Annotated in this window: 11 protein-coding genes; 7 read left to right on the forward strand and 4 right to left on the reverse strand. The window is 70.8% G+C overall.

Going from position 1 to position 16,792, the window contains the following annotated elements; all coding sequences use genetic code 11:
* The first annotated feature begins 200 nt into the window (after nucleotides 1-200).
* Both GPJ59_RS08515 and GPJ59_RS08520 read left to right on the forward strand, forming a co-directional pair.
* Nucleotides 201-3,353: an FG-GAP-like repeat-containing protein gene (locus tag GPJ59_RS08515; RefSeq protein WP_219665853.1), complete on the forward strand. Its 3,153-nt coding sequence runs from the start codon at nucleotides 201-203 to the stop codon at nucleotides 3,351-3,353.
* 321 nt (nucleotides 3,354-3,674) lie between these two features.
* Nucleotides 3,675-4,493, forward strand: a complete 819-nt coding sequence (locus GPJ59_RS08520) for an LAGLIDADG family homing endonuclease (RefSeq protein WP_219665854.1) — start codon at nucleotides 3,675-3,677, stop codon at nucleotides 4,491-4,493.
* Nucleotides 4,494-4,568: 75 nt separating this feature from the next.
* Here GPJ59_RS08520 and GPJ59_RS08525 read toward each other — a convergent pair whose 3' ends face one another.
* Nucleotides 4,569-5,762 (reverse strand): RtcB family protein, encoded by a 1,194-nt coding sequence (locus GPJ59_RS08525; RefSeq protein ID WP_219665855.1) that lies wholly within the window; start codon nucleotides 5,760-5,762, stop codon nucleotides 4,569-4,571.
* 172 nt (nucleotides 5,763-5,934) lie between these two features.
* Between GPJ59_RS08525 and GPJ59_RS08530 the strand changes: the two genes are divergently transcribed.
* The 3 genes from GPJ59_RS08530 to GPJ59_RS08540 all read left to right on the forward strand — a co-directional run bounded on the left by GPJ59_RS08530 (nucleotide 5,935) and on the right by GPJ59_RS08540 (nucleotide 9,381).
* Nucleotides 5,935-6,852, forward strand: coding sequence for a DUF3558 domain-containing protein (locus GPJ59_RS08530; RefSeq protein WP_219665856.1), 918 nt, complete (start codon nucleotides 5,935-5,937; stop codon nucleotides 6,850-6,852).
* Nucleotides 6,853-6,951: 99 nt separating this feature from the next.
* Nucleotides 6,952-7,803, forward strand: coding sequence for a DUF3558 family protein (locus tag GPJ59_RS08535; RefSeq protein ID WP_219665857.1), 852 nt, complete (start codon nucleotides 6,952-6,954; stop codon nucleotides 7,801-7,803).
* A 60-nt stretch (nucleotides 7,804-7,863) separates the two neighbouring features.
* On the forward strand, nucleotides 7,864-9,381 hold the full coding sequence (locus GPJ59_RS08540) for a DUF2637 domain-containing protein (RefSeq protein WP_219665858.1): 1,518 nt from the start codon (nucleotides 7,864-7,866) through the stop codon (nucleotides 9,379-9,381).
* A 117-nt stretch (nucleotides 9,382-9,498) separates the two neighbouring features.
* Here GPJ59_RS08540 and lysS read toward each other — a convergent pair whose 3' ends face one another.
* Nucleotides 9,499-11,268, reverse strand: coding sequence for a lysine--tRNA ligase (gene lysS / locus GPJ59_RS08545; protein WP_374200810.1), 1,770 nt, complete (start codon nucleotides 11,266-11,268; stop codon nucleotides 9,499-9,501).
* 211 nt (nucleotides 11,269-11,479) lie between these two features.
* Here lysS and argS point away from each other — a divergent pair, with 211 nt between their 5' ends.
* Nucleotides 11,480-13,255: an arginine--tRNA ligase gene (argS, locus tag GPJ59_RS08550; protein ID WP_219665860.1), complete on the forward strand. Its 1,776-nt coding sequence runs from the start codon at nucleotides 11,480-11,482 to the stop codon at nucleotides 13,253-13,255.
* A gap of 109 nt (nucleotides 13,256-13,364) precedes the next feature.
* On the opposite strand, the gene GPJ59_RS08555 is transcribed toward argS, so the two are convergent.
* Nucleotides 13,365-13,895 (reverse strand): hypothetical protein, encoded by a 531-nt coding sequence (locus GPJ59_RS08555; RefSeq protein ID WP_219665861.1) that lies wholly within the window; start codon nucleotides 13,893-13,895, stop codon nucleotides 13,365-13,367.
* Between the two features lie 5 nt (nucleotides 13,896-13,900).
* On the reverse strand, nucleotides 13,901-14,788 hold the full coding sequence (locus GPJ59_RS08560) for a Crystal protein ET79 (protein WP_219665862.1): 888 nt from the start codon (nucleotides 14,786-14,788) through the stop codon (nucleotides 13,901-13,903).
* Nucleotides 14,789-15,095: 307 nt separating this feature from the next.
* Here GPJ59_RS08560 and GPJ59_RS08565 point away from each other — a divergent pair.
* Nucleotides 15,096-16,792, forward strand: a 1,697-nt coding sequence (locus GPJ59_RS08565; protein WP_308120198.1) for an AfsR/SARP family transcriptional regulator, incomplete at its 3' end; no start/stop codon positions are given.

Here is a 16,792-nt window from a genome sequence, read left to right on the forward strand (position 1 = left end):
CGGCCGGTGCGGCTGATTTACCGCGAGTACCGACGGTGCATGACTGCGCCCGAGGGGGGAGAAGAACCACCGTGCCTGCCAGCGAGCGCATGGACGAAAGTCCACCAATTTCCGCTGCCCGAAAAGAAGTTACTGGCCGGGCACACAAGCGCCGCCGAACCATCACCGCACTGGCGGCTCTCCTGGCCACCGCTGTCGCCGTGCCGCTCGGTATCCGTCTGACGGACGCCACCCCCCAGCCCGGCGCCAAGCCCCAGACCGGCGAAGCGCCGATCGCGGGTGCCGAGGCGATACGCCGGGCGAAGCGGTCGGGCAAGGAGGTGGAGGTCACCGCCGAGCGCAGGCCGAACGCCACCACCTGGGCGCGGCCCGACGGCAAGCTCAGGACGCAGATCTTCAGCAGCACCATCCGCGCCAAGGTCGGCAACGAGTGGAAGCCCATCGACACCACCCTCCAGCGCGTCGAGGGCGGCTTCTCCCCCAAGGCCGTCAACGGACGCCTCGTCTTCAGCGCAGGCAGCAAACCATCCAGCTCAAGCGCTTCCGGAGCGCAGCGGGCCTCCCGCAGCGTCACCCGCGTGAGCCTGACTGTCGACACTCTCGCTCCGGCGTGGACCGACCTGGTGCGTCTCACGCTCGACGGGCACGAGATGACGGTGGGCTGGCCGGGGCCGCTGCCCGAGCCGGTCATCGACGGACCGCGGGCCTTGTACGAGAACGTCCGCCCCGGCATCGACCTGCTGCTGACCGCGCAGGACGGCGGCTACTCCCACCTGCTGATCGTCAAGGACAAGAAGGCAGCCGCCGACCCGCTCCTGGGTGAGCTGAACCAGCAGCTCAGCTCACCCGACCTCACCTTCCGCCTCGACGACGCCTCAGGGGCCGTCAGTGCCCGAGACGCCAAGGGAGAGGAGATCGCCGGCTCGCCGACCCCGTTCATGTGGGACTCCTCCGCCAAGACCGGGCCCCTGGAGGACGGCGGGCAGAAGCCCGTACCAGGTCCCTCAGCAGCACAGCACCCCTCGCTGGCCCTCCCCGGGATCTTCGGCGCCGAGGGGGCACACACCAGCCCGGCCAAGGCAGCACTGAGCGCCGACAGCAGGCTGACCATCACCCCCGACTCCACGCTGCTGAACGACGAGGACACCGTCTACCCGGTCTTCATCGACCCGTCGTGGAAGCTGCACAAGCACAGCTGGACGCTGCTCTACAAGCCGGCCAGCACCTCAAGCTTCTTCAACGGCCAGAATTTCAACGCCAGCGGCACGCCCGAAGCACGCGTCGGGTACGAGACCCAGTCCTACGGGACGGCCCGCTCGGTATTCAATTTCTACTTCGACAGCATTCTCTACGGAGCTGTCATCCAGTCAGCCACGCTGAAGGCACTGGAAACGCATTCCTGGAGCTGCACGCCCAGCGGCTTCGACGTCTACAACACCCCCTACATCAACAGCTCGACCACCTGGGAGAACACCAACAACGCTTCGTTCTGGGCCAATCGGGTCTCAAGCGCATCCGTCGCTCACGGGAACGAAGGCAAGGGCTGTCCCGACCACGAGGTGGCCGTCGACGTAAAGGGGGCCGTGCAGAACGGCGCCAGCCAACGCTGGCAGGCCATCACCTTCGGACTGCGCGCACAGAACGAGAGCGACACCAACTCCTGGAAAAAATTCCTCGCCAACAGCCCCGACGCCGCTCCCTACGTCGACGTCATCTACAACCGCGCCCCGGACACCCCGCTCCAGGCGAACATGACCACCACCCCCGGCGGACCCTGCACCACCCAGGCACCGTTCACCCGGATCGGTAAGACCGACATCACCTTCGAGGCCAAGGCAACGGACGCTGACGGGAACCTCCGGCAGATCAACTTCCGGGCCTGGTCCGCCGACGGCACCCAGTCGGTCCTCAACGAATTCAGCAACGTCAACAGCGACGGCCTCGCCAAGATCGAAAACGTGCGCTGGGACAGGTTCACCTCCGGCAAGACGTACTTCTGGCTCGCCCAGGCAGTCGACTGGGACGGCTGGTGGTCCGGCAGCGGCCCCATGGACTCCGGTGGCGGCGGCTGGTGCACCTTCACCGTCGACCACACCGCCCCCAACCCGCCGGCCGTCCAGTCCGCCGCCTTCCCGCTGCCCGGCCCCGACGGCGCCGAGTGGAGCGTGAGCCCGTACGGAACCCACGGCACCCAGGGTGTTGACAGCAGTGTGCAGATCTCGGCCAACAGCACGCCTGTGGCCGACATCCGCGAGTACCAGTGGAGCCTGAACCACCCCGTCTACAACAACGTGCAGACCCCGCAGGACGCCGCCGGAAACGCCACGATCAACGTCTTCCCCGACAACGCGGGCCCCAACATCCTCTACGTCCGCACCGTCAACAAGGCCGGCAACCTCTCCACCCCCGTCACCTACGTCTTCTACGTACGCCCCAAGGCGATCCTCGACGCCCCCAACGACGTCACCGGCGACGAGCGCGAAGACGTCCTGGCCATCGACAAGGACGGCAACCTCCGCGTCTACCCCGCCGACCACATCGGCGACATCGACGCCTGGATGCCCGCGGCCACCGATCAGGGCAAGCCCGCCCCCGCCGGCTACTGGAAGGACGCCACCACCGGCAAGAGCGCGATCATCAGCCACTCCACCGACTGGCTCCCCGGTGACGGCCTCACCGATCTGATCGCCCGCATGCCCGACGGCAAGCTGTACGTCTACCCGGGCGACGGCAACGGCCGCTTCGACATCAGCCGCCGCATGGAGATGCTCCTTCCCGCAGGCTCCCCCGACCCCGCCGGCTTCACCCAGCTCATCGCCACCGAGGACGTCACCGGCGACGGCATGGCCGACTTCTTCGCCCTCGCCGACAACGGCGACACCTTCTGGGCCTTCGCCGGCTACACCGGCGCCAGCTTCACCACCGCCCAGCAGATCGGCGGTACCGGCTGGAGTCAGCGCGACATCGTCGCCGTCCGCGACACCAACCAGGACGGCACCCCCGACCTGGTCTTCCGCGACAACTCCATGCCCAGCCGAGGCCTCGCCCTGCGCAAGGGCAAGCCCGGAGCGAACGGCGGAGTAGACCTCGCCTCCTTGGCCAGCGCAGCAGCATCCAACGGCGGCGCCGACCTCACCTACGGGACCACCGGCTGGACCCGCACCGAATGGCCCCTCGTCCGCGGCACCACCGACGTCTCGGGCGACGGAGTCCCCGACTTCTACCTCACCCACAACGACGGCGCCATCTGGCTCTTCCAAGGCACCCCCGGCGCCACTCCCCCAGCCCTCACCCTCAGCAACGGCTGGCGGGTGGAAGAAGAGGACTGGAACACCTCCACCGCCATCGGCTGACCCACCACAACCACCCGCTACGCGCCCTTCCCGCACCTGCAGGAAGGGCGCGTAGCGCTCTCCAGCCCAACGATGAGAGAGCCCCGGCAGCATCCCCGGAGCGAAGTCCTTGCCCTCCGGCTCACCGTCCGGCGCGGTGAAGCTCAGGTAGTCGGCGTACCGCTCGCACACCTCCCCTACGGACATCACCCACACGGATGAAGCCCGCCAAAGCGACCGAAATCCGTCGCACGCCAGATCTAGCTTCGGATGCAGAAACGGCCCCCGGTCAGGACCGGCATCCCGACCGAGAGCCTCACCACGAGGAAACGAGACTTCCGCATGGCTGCACAGGACCTTAACGGCACCCCACGCTTCATGGACCTCCAAGACCCGCGCTACGCCTACATGTTCGGCTTCCTGCAGGCGGACGGGCACCTGGAGCAGGGCGCGGGACAGAAGGGCCGGCTGACTGTCGAGATCAGCGCGCGGGACATCCACATCCTGCGCGAGTTCCAGGAGCTCACCCCCTACCACAGCTCGATCACCGAGCGCGTCCGCCGCACGAACTTCTCCGCCAGCCACCACGCCGCGATCTGGTCCCTCTGCGCCCTCGAAGCGAGGACCACCCTCAACGAGCTCGGGCTCCCCTACGGCCGCAAGTCCACCACCATCACGCCTCCCCGCTGCGAGTTCTCCCGGCGGGACTACATCCGCGGCGTCATCGACGCCGACGGGTCCGTCGGCTACACCGGCCAGGGGTTCCCCTTCGTCTCGCTGACCACCGCCAGCACCGCCGTCGGCGCCTACCTGTGCCACTACGCGAAGAAGGTCACCGGAGCGGAGCGGCACATCAAGCGCAACGCCCGCGACAGCATCTACAACATCGTTTACACCAAGGAGGCGGCACAGGCGCTCGCCGAGCACCTGTACTACCCCGACTGCCTCGGCCTCCAGCGCAAGAAGGACGCCGCCGCCGGGCTCGCCACCTGGGTACGCCCCGCAGGCATGAGGATCGCACCGCCCAGGCGCCGCTGGACCCCCGCCGACGACGCCGAGCTGCTGCGGCTCGGCGACCCCGCGGCCGCGGCCTGCGCCCTCGACCGGACCGAGCAGAGCTGCTCCATGCGCCTCTGGCGGCTGCGTACCGGCAAGGCCTGAACCCCGCAGACGGAGGAGCCCGGGCCGCTGTGCGGCCCGGGCTCCTCCATTCCCCCGACAACTGCGCTCCGGGCGTCAGCCCTTCACGCAGATGACCTGCTTGAGCTTCGCAACGACCTCCACGAGATCGCGCTGCTGCTCCATCACCCGCTCGATCGGCTTGTACGCGGCCGGAATCTCGTCCACGACGCCCGCGTCCTTACGGCACTCCACGCCCCGCGTCTGTTCCACGAGGTCCCGTGCCGAGAACCGCTTCTTCGCCGCCGTCCGGCTCATACGCCGGCCCGCTCCGTGCGAGGCGGAGTTGAACGCGGCCGTGTTGCCGAGCCCCTTGACGATGTACGTACCGGTCGCCATCGAGCCCGGGACGATGCCGTACTCGCCGCTGCCCGCCCGGATCGCGCCCTTCCGTGTGACGAGCAGGTCCATGCCCTCGTACCGCTCCTCCGCCACGTAGTTGTGGTGGCAGCTGATCTCCTGGGTGAAGGCAACCTTCGCCTTGCGGAACTCCCTCCGCATGACCTCCTTGAGCAGGCTCATCATCACGACGCGGTTGTGCTTCGCGTACTCCTGGGCCCAGAAGAGGTCGTTGCGGTACGCCTCCATCTCCGGAGTCGCCGCCAGGAAGACCGCCAGGTCCCGATCGACCAGGCCCTGGTTGTGCGAGAGGCTGCGGGCGACCTCGATGTGGTGTGCGGCCAGCTGGTTACCGATGCCCCGGGAACCGGAGTGGAGCGTGAGCCAGACCGCCCCACTTTCATCGACATTTACTTCGATGTGGTGATTTCCGGCTCCCAGGGTCCCCATCTGCTTCAGCGCCCGGTCCCGCCGGAACTTCACCTCGTCCGCCAGGTAGTCGAAGCGCTCCCACAGGTCCCCGAAGCCCTTCGGTCCGAAGCCGAGGAGCTGCGTCGGGTCCACCGGGTCGCGGTGCATGGCCGCGCCGACCGGGATCGCCTGCTCGATCTTCGAGCGGAGCTTGGACAGGTCTCCCGGGAGGTCGTTCGCCGTCAGGGACGTCTTCACCGCCGACATGCCGCAGCCGATGTCCACGCCCACCGCCGCCGGGCAGACCGCGTCCTTCATCGCGATCACCGAGCCGACCGTGGCCCCCTTGCCGTAGTGCACGTCCGGCATGACGGCCAGACCCTTGATCCAGGGCAGGGTGGCGACGTTGCGGAGCTGCTGCATGGCGACGTCTTCGACGGTCGCCGGATCCGTCCACATCCGAATCGGGACGTTCGCCCCAGGCACCTCTACATACGACATAACGTCCCCACTACCCCGAAAACCACAGAAGAGTCCGAATACGCAAAAAGCCTCGCTCGTGGTCCCAAATACGACAGGGGACCGGCGTCAGCACCAGCGTGTGCGATAGACATTGATCCATCTGCCGTCATGCCGCGGCAACGCAATTTCCTCATCGAAGGGGGCCGAGGACGTGCAGCGTCGCAAGGGCTTCGCGTGGGTGGCCACGGCCGCCGCGCTCTCCGCGCTCTCCGCCGGCTGCTCCGGCGGGTCTCCGGCCCAGGGCAAGAGCGACGCCAAGGCCGGCGGCGCCGCCAGCAGCCCGGCCCCGGCGCCGCCGGGGAAGTACCGGGTCCTGCCGTCGCCCTGCAAGGCGGTCGACGGCAAGCGGCTGAAGGCGATGCTGCCGGCCCCGGCGACCCTGACCGCCGACCAGCGCGACGTGCTGTACGCGGGCACGGCGGACACCTCGTACGACGGCGACCGCCGCGTCGGCTGCCGCTGGAACGCGCAGGCGCCCGAGGAGACCCGGCTGCTGTTCGTCGGCTTCGAGCGGGTGGTGTCGTACGACCGGGCGGCGGCGAGTGACGACGACAAGGCGCAGGGGGTGTACGAGCGGCAGCTCGCGGATGCGCACCTGCCCACGCCGCCGCCCACCCCGGCCCCGTCGACCCCTCCCCCGAACGGCTCCGCGCCCGCCCCCGCGCAGCCCCCCGCCGCCGGCCAGCCCCAGCAGGGCCAGCAGCCGCAGGGCCAGCCCCCGCAGCAGGGCCAGCCGCAGGGTCAGCAGCCCCAGCCCGGCCAGCAGCCCGGCCAGCAGGGGCAGCCCACCCCGGGGGCCTCCCCCTCCGCATCCGTCCCGCCGCCCGAGCTCGGGTCCCGCGTGCTCGACGGGCTCGGGGACGCGGCGTTCCTCGACGACAAGCTCAGCGCGGCCGGGGCGATGGCCCAGGCGCGGACCGTGCGGATCGTGTTCCGCACGGCGAACGTGATCGTCACCGTCGAGTACAGCGTGCAGCCCACGGTGCCCGGTACGGTGCCTCCCAGCGCCGAAACCCAGGACCGGGCACGGCAGTTGGCGAGGGAGCTCGCCGACCGGTTCAGCGACTGACGGCTCCGGCGGCGGGCCCCGCGTGACGGCCCGCACAGCACGGCGTCACCCGGTCGGGCTACCGTTGCTGGGTCCCGCCGCCCCTTGGATGAAGGAATCATGCACCTTTCAGCCTCGCGCCTCACCCGCGTCCTCGCCTGTGCTGCCGTCCCGGTGATCCTCACCGTCGCCGGCTGCTCGTCCGACTCCGACAAGGGCTCCGGCTCGGACGGCAAGAAGAAGGACGGCAAGTCGTCGTCCGCGTCGAAGGCGCCGTCCGGCAAGTCGTCCTCGAAGCCGGAGAAGGCCGCGTTCTCCACGCTGCCCGACCCGTGCAAGACGCTGCCCGCCAAGACGATCGAGACGCTGGTCGCGGAGGCCAAGGACAAGAACGGCACGGCGACGAAGTCGAACGACCTCACCAGCCGGGCGAGCTGCTCCTGGAACGGCCTGGACGAGGACGGCCTGAAGGGCTCGGACTACCGCTGGCTGGCGGTGTCGCTGGTGCGCTACGACTCGCACGACTCCCTGGGCAGCGGCAACAAGCGCGCCGAGGACCAGTTCAACAAGCAGGTCGAGACGGCCAAGGGCGCCGAGGGCGCGCAGAACGTGAAGGCCGAGCCGGCGGGCGGCGTCGGCGACCAGGCGATGACGGTGACGTACAACACGAAGAAGGACGTGGACTTCTTCAACACCACGATCGTGGTGCGTACGCAGAACGTCGTGGTGACGCTGGACTACAACGGTGCCTCCTACGAGGGCCGGCAGGCCCCGGACCACGGCAAGCTGGTGGAGGGCGCGGTCGCCGCGGCCCGTGAGGCCGTGACCGCGGTGGGTAACGCCAACCAGCAGGGCCAGCAGCAGGGTCAGCAGCAAGGGCAGCAGGGCCAGCAGCCCCAGCAGGGTCAGCAGCAGGGTGGTCAGCCGCAGCAGTCGCCGTCGCAGCAGCAGTCGCAGCAACCGCAGCAGTAAACGGAACGGCCGCGCCGTACTCTGTCCCTGCCGTAGCTCGACAAGGGGAGGGGATCGCGGGTGGCCGCGATGCAGCTGACTCGAACACACCGAATACTCATCGGTGTCGTGGTCGCCGGAGCCGTGATCATTGCCGGGATCGGCTTCGCCGGATCGTACTCCGCGGTCCGTGCGCTCGCCTTGAAGAAGGGCTTCGGCGACTTCTCGCTGGTCTTCCCGATCGGCATCGACGCGGGTATCTGTGTGCTGCTGGCGCTCGACCTGCTGCTGACGTGGATCCGGATCCCCTTCCCGCTGCTGCGCCAGACGGCGTGGCTGCTGACGGCGGCGACGATCGCGTTCAACGGTGCGGCGGCGTGGCCGGATCCGCTCGGTGTGGGGATGCACGCCGTCATCCCGATCCTGTTCGTGGTGACGGTGGAGGCGGCCCGGCACGCGGTGGGCCGGATCGCGGACATCACGGCGGACCGGCACATGGAGGGGGTCCGGCTGACCCGCTGGTTCCTGTCGCCGGTGCCGACGTTCAAGCTGTGGCGCCGGATGAAGCTGTGGGAGCTGCGCAGTTACGAGCAGGCAGTGACCATGGAGCAGGACCGGCTGATCTACCAGGCCCGGCTCCAGGCGCGTTACGGCCGCAGCTGGCGCCGCAAGGCGCCGGTGGAGGCGCTGATGCCGCTGCGCCTGGCCCGGATCGGTGTGCCGCTGGCACAGACGGCTCCGGAGGGGCTGGCGGCGGCCGGTATCGAGCCGGCGCTGCTGCCCCCGGGCACGGCCGCGGGTGCGGTGTCCGCTGCCGCCGCCGCTCCGGCGCTGGTGGCGGGTCAGGGCGCCGCCGCCGGTCAGGCCGGGTACGCGCCCGCCGCCCAGGGCCAGGCCCCGCACCCGCAGGCAGCCGGCCTCCAGGCAGCCGGCCTCCAGCCGGGCCTGCCCCACGTCGGCCAGCCGTCCGCCGAGCAGCTCGCGCAGCTCGGGCAGCTCGGGCAGCTCGGGCAGCTCGGGCAGCAGCAGGCCCAGCACCAGCAGGGTCAGCCGCAGCACCCGTACCCGTACCCGCAGGCCGCAGCCGGCCCGGCCTTCGCGGTCGATCCGACGGCCATGCCCGGCCCGCACCCGTCGTCCTGGTTCGCGGCGCACGCCGATCCTCAGCAGGCCCGCGAGGCGCGCGAGGCGGCGTACGACCCGCAGTACGTGGAGGGCCTGGAGCCCACGCCGGTGCTGCCCCCGACCGGCCCGGACGACCAGATCGCGCCCGGCGCGGCGCCGGAGGCCCAGCAGCTGCCCCTCCCGGGCGCGGCCCAGGCGGACGGCGCCGAGGCCGATGCCGACGCCACCGGTGAGGGCGACAGCGACGTCGATGGCGACGCTCCGGACGAGATCAAGTTCGCGGAGGCCGCGTACGAGGTCTTCCGCGCGCACCTGGACCAGCACGGCACGTACCCGAGCTCGGAGCAGATCGACATACTGCTGGCCGACACGTACGGCATGACGCACCCGCGCAGCGCCTCGCTCCTGCGCCGCCTGATGCCGCAGCTGAAGCAGCGCTACCAGACCGACCTGGAGAACGAGCACATCGCGTAGCGAGCGCCTCGCCCAGCGAGCAGGCGCCCGGACACGCGAGAGGGCCCGCACCCCGTCGGTGAACTCCGGGGGTGCGGGCCCTTCCACATGGTGTGGACGCGGTGCGGACGCTTCGGATCAGACCGTCAGGAGCTCCCGCACCCGGTCGGCGCCCACGGCGAGCAGCAGCGTGGGCAGGCGCGGGCCGGTCTCGCGGGTCACGAGCAGCCGGTAGAGCAGGGCGAAGAACTCGCGCTGGGCCACCTTGAGCTCGGGCGTGGGCTTGGCCTCCGGGTCCAGGCCGGCCATGACCTTCGGGACGCCGTAGACGAGCGTGGTGAGCCCGTCCAGCGACCAGTGCGACTCCAGGCCTTCCAGGAGCAGCTCCAGCGAGCGGCGGCCGTCCTCGTCCAGGGACGACAGCAGCTCGGTGTCCGGGGTCTCGCGGACCAGGGTGCGCTGGTCGGCCGGGACCTGGGTGGTGATCCAGTTCTCGGCGCGGTCCAGGCGCGGGCGGACCTCGTCGAGGGAGGTCAGCGGGTTGGCCGGGTCCAGGTCGGACAGGATGCGCAGGGTCTGCTCGTCGTGTCCGGCGGTGACGTCGACGACCGAGGCGAGCGTGCGGTACGGCATCGGGCGCGGGGTGCGCGGCAGCTCGTGGGAGGCGACGCGGACGGCGCGGCTGTGCGCGGCGGCGTCGGCGGGCAGGGCGGAGCCGTCGGCGACCTTGGCCTCCAGCTTGTCCCACTCGTCGTAGAGCCGCTGGATCTCCTGGTCGAAGGCGATCTTGAAGCTCTGGTTGGGGCGGCGGCGGGCGTACAGCCAGCGCAGCAGCTGCGGCTCCATGATCTTCAGGGCGTCGGCCGCGGTGGGGACGCCGCCCTTGGACGAGGACATCTTGGCCATGCCGCTGATGCCGACGAAGGCGTACATCGGGCCGATGGGCTGGGCGCCGCCGAAGAGGGGCACGATCTGCCCGCCGACCTGGAAGGAGGAGCCGGGCGAGGAGTGGTCGACGCCGGAGGGCTCGAAGACGACGCCCTCGTAGGCCCAGCGCATGGGCCAGTCGACCTTCCAGACGAGCTTGCCGCGGTTGAACTCGGAGAGCTTGACCGTCTCGGTGTACTCGTCCTCGGTGCAGACGTACGTGAGCTCGGTGGTCTCGTCGTCGTACGCGGTGACCTTGGTGAAGTCCTTGTTGCAGGCGCCGCAGTACGGCTTGTACGGGAAGTACTCCGCGCCCTCGGCGCTGCCGTCGTCCTCGGCGGCGGCGCCGGAGCCCTCGGCGGCCTCCAGCTCGGCCTCGTCGACCGGCTTCTGGGACTTCTTGGCGGCCTTGGGCTTGGTGCGGTACTGGGCGAGCACGGCGTCGATGTCGCCGCGGTGCTTCATGGCGAAGAGCACCTGGTCGCGGTACGCGCCGGAGGTGTACTGCTCGGTCTGGCTGATCGGGTCGTACTCGACGCCGAGCTCGGCCAGCGACTCGACCATGGCGGCCTTGAAGTGCTCGGCCCAGTTCGGGTACGCGGAGCCCTCGGGCGCGGGGACCGAGGTCAGCGGGCGGCCGATGTGCTGGGCGTGGGAGGCCTCGCTGACGCCCGGGATGCCCGCGGGCACCTTGCGGTAGCGGTCGTAGTCGTCCCAGGACAGCACGTGGCGGACCTCGTGGCCGCGGCGGCGGATCTCGTCCGCGACCAGGTGCGGGGTCATGACCTCGCGGAGGTTGCCGAGGTGGATGGGGCCGGAGGGGGACAGGCCGGACGCGACGACGATCGGTTTGCCCGGCGCGCGCCGCTCCGCCTCGGCGATGACCTCGTCCGCGAAACGGGAGACCCAGTCGGTCTCGGTGCTGCTCTGGGCGCTCTGAGCCACGACACGTCCTTCTATCTCGAATGCTGCTTCAAACATTCTCCCAGACGGATGGTGCCGCTCCGGGGTTGCTCCCCGCTGAGCTTTATCGCACCCGGCCGAGCTTTGTCGCACCCACAGCGCCCGCAGCGCCCACAGCCCACAGGCCTGTGGATATCTCGTGAGGAGTGGCGCCGCCCCGTGGGATACTCGACTTTCGTCAGAACCACCAAGAAGCACTCGTCACGCAATCTCACAGGAACGGCAGCCCATGGCCTCGGTCCCTTCCCTCGCCTCGTCCGTCGACCAGCGCATCGCCGCAGCCCTCGCCTCCGCCCTGCCGGAGGCCGGCGCCGCCGACCCGCTGCTGCGACGAAGCGACCGGGCCGACTTCCAGGCCAACGGCATCCTGGCGCTCGCGAAGAAGGCGAAGGCCAACCCGCGCGAGCTGGCGACGACGGTCGTGGCGGGCCTGGACAAGGGCGGGGTCATCGAGGAGATCGAGGTCTCCGGCCCCGGCTTCCTCAACATCACCGTCGCGGACCGGGCGATCGTCGAGACGCTGGCCGCGCGGGCCGCGGACGACCGGCTCGGCGTGCCCGTGTCGGAGACCGCCGGCACCACGGTGATCGACTACGCCCAGCCGAACGTCGCCAAGGAGATGCACGTCGGCCACCTGCGGTCCGCCGTGATCGGCGCGGCCATGGTGGAGATCCTGGAGTTCACGGGCGAGACCGTCGTCCGGCGCCACCACATCGGCGACTGGGGCACGCAGTTCGGCATGCTCATCCAGTACCTGCTGGAGCACCCGCACGAGCTGGACCACAAGGCCGCCGACGAGTCGGTGGAGGAGTCGGGTGAGGAGGCGATGTCCAACCTGAACCGCCTCTACAAGGCCTCGCGGGCGAAGTTCGACTCCGACGAGGAGTTCAAGACCCGGGCGCGGGCCCGGGTGGTGGACCTCCAGGCGGGCGACGAGCAGACCCTGGCGCTGTGGCAGCGGTTCGTGGACGAGTCGAAGATCTACTTCTACTCGGTCTTCGACAAGCTGGACATGGACATCCAGGACCCCGACATCGTCGGCGAGTCCGGCTACAACGACATGCTGGTGGAGACCTGCCGGCTGCTGGAGGAGTCGGGCGTCGCGGTCCGCTCGGAGGGCGCGCTGTGCGTGTTCTTCGACGACATCAAGGGCCCGGACGGCAACCCGACCCCGCTGATCGTCCAGAAGTCCGACGGCGGTTTCGGCTACGCGGCCACGGACCTGTCCGCGATCCGCGACCGGGTGGGCAACCTCAAGGCGAACAGCCTGGTGTACGTGGTGGACGCCCGCCAGTCCCTGCACTTCAAGATGGTCTTCGAGACCGCCCGCCGGGCCGGCTGGCTGAACGAGGACACGCACGCCTACCAGCTCGCCTTCGGCACGGTCCTCGGCGCCGACGGCAAGCCGTTCAAGACCCGTGAGGGCGAGACGGTCCGGCTGGTGGACCTCCTCGACGAGGCGGTGGACCGGGCGACGGCGGTGGTGCGCGACAAGGCCGACAAGGCGGGCCTGACCGAGCAGGAGATCGTGGAGAACGGCCGGTACGTCGGCATCGGCGCGGTGAAGTACGCCGACCTGTCCACGTCCGCGTCCCGCGACTACAAGTTCGACCTGGACCAGATGGTCTCGCTCAACGGCGACACCTCGGTCTACCTCCAGTACGCCTACGCCCGGATCCGCTCGATCCAGCGCCGGCTGGCCGGGGTGGCGCCGAAGGCCCACCCGGAGCTGCCGCTGGCCCCGGCGGAGCGCGCCATGGGCCTGCACCTGGACGGCTTCGGCGAGCTGATCGCGGACGCGGCCAAGGAGTACGCCCCGCACAAGCTGGCCGCGTACCTCTACCAGCTGGCCTCGCACCTGACCGCGTTCTACGACCAGTGCCCGGTGATGAAGGCCGACACCCCGGAGCAGCAGGAGAACCGGCTGTTCCTGATCGACCTCACGGCCCGCACCCTCTCGAAGGGCATGTCCCTCCTGGGCATCCGCACCCCCGAGAAGCTCTGACGCACCCGGCGGGCGGGTCTGAGGCCTGCCCGCCGGGACCGCGCGTCCCCGGATTGCGGTCCGGGGACGGGCGGTCCTCAGGGGCGAGTGGTCCTCAAGGGGGCGGTCCTCAGGGGCGGGTGTTGACCATGTACCACCAGTACGCGTTGACGGCCGAGACGACCGCCCCGGTGGCGGTGGCCATGAGGTAGCGGCCCGTCACCTTGTTGCGGAGTGCGACGGTTCCCCCCGGGCCGGCGACCGTGTACCAGTGGTACGCGTCGCCCTGGCCCTGCTGGATGAAGATCGCGTCGCCGGCGGCCGTGAGGCTCTGGCCGAACTGCTCGGCGTCCGTGTTCACGAGGGAGATCGATCCGTCGTTGTTGCCGCTGATCCGCCAGACGGCGTCGTCGTGGCGGTTGCCGTACCAGAGCCGGCTGGCCCGGCACACGATCTCGCCGTAGTAGTCGGCGTCGCCGAGCCACTGGTCGGGCCGCTCCTGGGGTGCCATGACGTACGTCTGGCCGGGCGTGGGCTGCTGGGCGGGAGCGGGAGCGGGGGTCGCCGAGGCCGAGCCCGCGGCGAGGACGGTGAGCGCGGCGGCACAGGCCAGCGCCGCGGTGTGCCGGGCGTTACGGGTCCGCCGGAGGTGTCGGTTCATCGGTATCAGGCCTTCCGCACGGTGAAGGTCACCTGGGCGTTGTCGCCGCCGCCGCCGTCCCGCTCGCACGTGTAGCCGGTGGGGACGTCGCAGGAGTAGTCGTTCGACCCCACGTAGGGGTTGTTCCACGAGATGCTGACGTTGCCGACTGCGTACATGTTGTACACGGCGGTTCCTTCCGTCCCGGTCATGAAGCCGTTGGATTCCGACTGCCAGGCGCTGTTGGACATCGGGTACACGACGTCCGGCGGGAGCATGTTGTGGCTCCACGTGCCGTGCTTGAGGCTTGAGGACGTGCGGTCCATCTGCTCTTCCGTGCGGTTCTGCAGGGTGACGTGCGTGCTGCGCTGCGCGGCCGCCGAGGGCGGCCGGCCTTGCGCGTCGGCGGATGCAGCGCGCTTGGCATCGCGGCCGCCGCCGATGGTGAAGGTCACGGTGGCGTTGTTGCCGCCGCCGCCGCTGCGCGAGCAGGTGTAGCCGTCGGGCACGGAGCAGCTGTAGCTGTTGCCGCCTGCGAACGGGTTGTTCCAGCGGATCGTCGCTGCTCCAGCGGTTCCGAGGTCGTACACGGCGTAGCCCTCGGTGCCCGTCATGAATCCCGAGGAGTGCGAGCCCCACGAGACGGTGGCGCCGCCGGCGATCTGCTCGGGCGGGGTGGCGTCGTCCCACACGCCGTGCGCGAGCTCGGTGTAGCTGCGGTACATGGTCATCTTTGTGCCGTTGGCCACGGTCACCTGGGTGCTGCGGGCCGACTGCGCGGAGGGGGTGCCTCCGTCCGGCGCGTCGCTCCCGGCGGGGGCGGCCCAGGCGCCGGTCGCCGTGGTGAGCAGCGCGACCGCTGCCGCGGCCACGACGGCGGCCGTGCGCAGCGTATGGGTCGACATGGTCGACATGAAGGACTCCTGTTCCTCGTTGCGACGTGCGGCTTCCACGGCAGAGGCTGCCGACGCGGCCTAACAGCGACCTAACGGGGAGTCGGGAAGCCTGGGGAGGGCGGCCGTTAGATCAACGACAGGCCGGGAGACCACCGGTAGGCCGGTGATGCCGACGCCGCCGATGAGGATGACGACGTCGATGCCGACGACGATGATTTCGACGTATTTCCCCGGCCATTTCCGGACTTTGTCCATCCGTTCCTGCCGGTACGGCCCCGCGGGCTCCTAGGGTCGGCGGGAGCAACGTGGGCAAGGGGGCACGGCGATGGACTTCCGGTTGCTCGGGCCGGTCTCGGCGTTCTCGGGACCGGTCGAGGTGCCGCTCGGGCCGCCCAAGCGCCGGGCGCTGCTGGCCCTGCTGGTGCTGGCGGACGGTGCGCCTGTGGGCGCGGAGCACGTGATCGACGCGCTGTGGGACGACCGGCCGCCGACCCACGCCCGCACCGTCGTCTACGGCCATGTGTCGGCCCTGCGCGGGCTGCTGCGCACGCATGCGGGCGCGGACGTCGTCACCACCTGCGGCGGGTACGCCCTGCGCGCTGCGCCGGGCGCGGCGGACGTGTGGCGCTTCCGTGAGCTCGTGCGCCGGGCCGCGGCCGCTCCGTCCACAACCGCTCCATCCACGACTGCTCTGGCCGCGGCGGCAGCGGAGCGGGCGGAACTGTTACGGGGGGCCCTGCGCCTGTGGCGGGGCCGGCCGCTCGGCGGCGTGGGCGACTCGCCGCGGCTGGCCGCGGCGGCCGAGCTGCTGGTGGAGGAACAGCTCGCGGCACTGGAGCAGTGCGCCGCCGCCCTCGACGCGTGCGGACGGGGCGGTGACGCCCTGCCCCTGCTGCGGCCCGCCGTCGAACGGCACCCGCTGCGCGAGTCGTTGGTGGCGGCCACCGTCCGGGCGCTGCACCGGGCGGACCGCCAGGCCGACGCCGTCACGCTCTACCAGCGCACCCGACACCGACTCGCCGACGACCTCGGCATCGACCCGGGCCCCGCCCTCTCCGAGGCCTACCTGGCCCTCCTGCGCACACCCCCGCCCACCACCGAGCACGCCCCAGCAGCCCAGGTCCAGGCCTGCCGGCCCTCCGCCGACCGGCCCTCCGCCAGCCGGCCCTCCGCCTGCCGGAGGCCCGCCACCCAAACCCCGGCCGGAAGCGCCGCGGCCGGAGACACCCCGATCGGAGAGGCCCCGTCCGGAGGCACCCCGGTCGGAGGTACCGCGTTCGGGAGCTCCCCGGACGGAGCCACCCTGGTCGGAGACACCCCGGCCCGACACGCCCCGGCCGGAGGCACCCCGGCCGGACACGCCGCGTTCGGAAGCTCCCCGGACGGAGCCACCCTGGTCGGAGGCGCCGCGGCCGGAAGCTCCCCGGACGGCGCCACCCTGGTCGGAGACACCCCGGCCGGGAGCACCCCGGCCGGACACGCCGCGTTCGGGAGCACCCCGGCCGGACACGCCGCGTTCGGGAGCACCCCGGCCGGACACGCCGCGTTCGGAAGCTCCCCGGTCGGAGGCGCCGCGTTCGGAGGCACCCCGGTCGGAGGCGCCGCGGCCGGAAGCACCCCGGACGGAGCCACCCTGGTCGGCGACACCGCGGCCGGAAGCACCCCGAACAGAGACGCCCCAGCCGGAGGCTCCCCGTCCGGAAACACCCCGGCCGGGAGCTCCGCGTCCGGAAGGCCGGCCGCCTCCCAGGCCTCCACCGGGCGAGCCGCCACCTGGCAGGCCACCGCCGAGCAGCCCTACGCACCCCCTCGCCTGTCGTCTGCCCTCGCCGCGCCGCAGGCCTTGGCGGCGCAGCCCGCGGCCTCCGCAGCGGGGGCCCCGTACGAGCTCCCGTACGAGCCCCCGCCCGGGATACCACCGCAGGCCGAGCCGCCGACCATGGCGCCGGCCGAGCCGCAGGCGGTGGCGCCTGGCCCTTATAATCATCTCCGGGCCCACGAGAGCGGGGCTGCTGTCGTTAG

The organism is Streptomyces bambusae (assembly GCF_019400985.1).
In the GTDB taxonomy this organism is placed as follows: domain Bacteria; phylum Actinomycetota; class Actinomycetes; order Streptomycetales; family Streptomycetaceae; genus Streptomyces; species Streptomyces bambusae_A.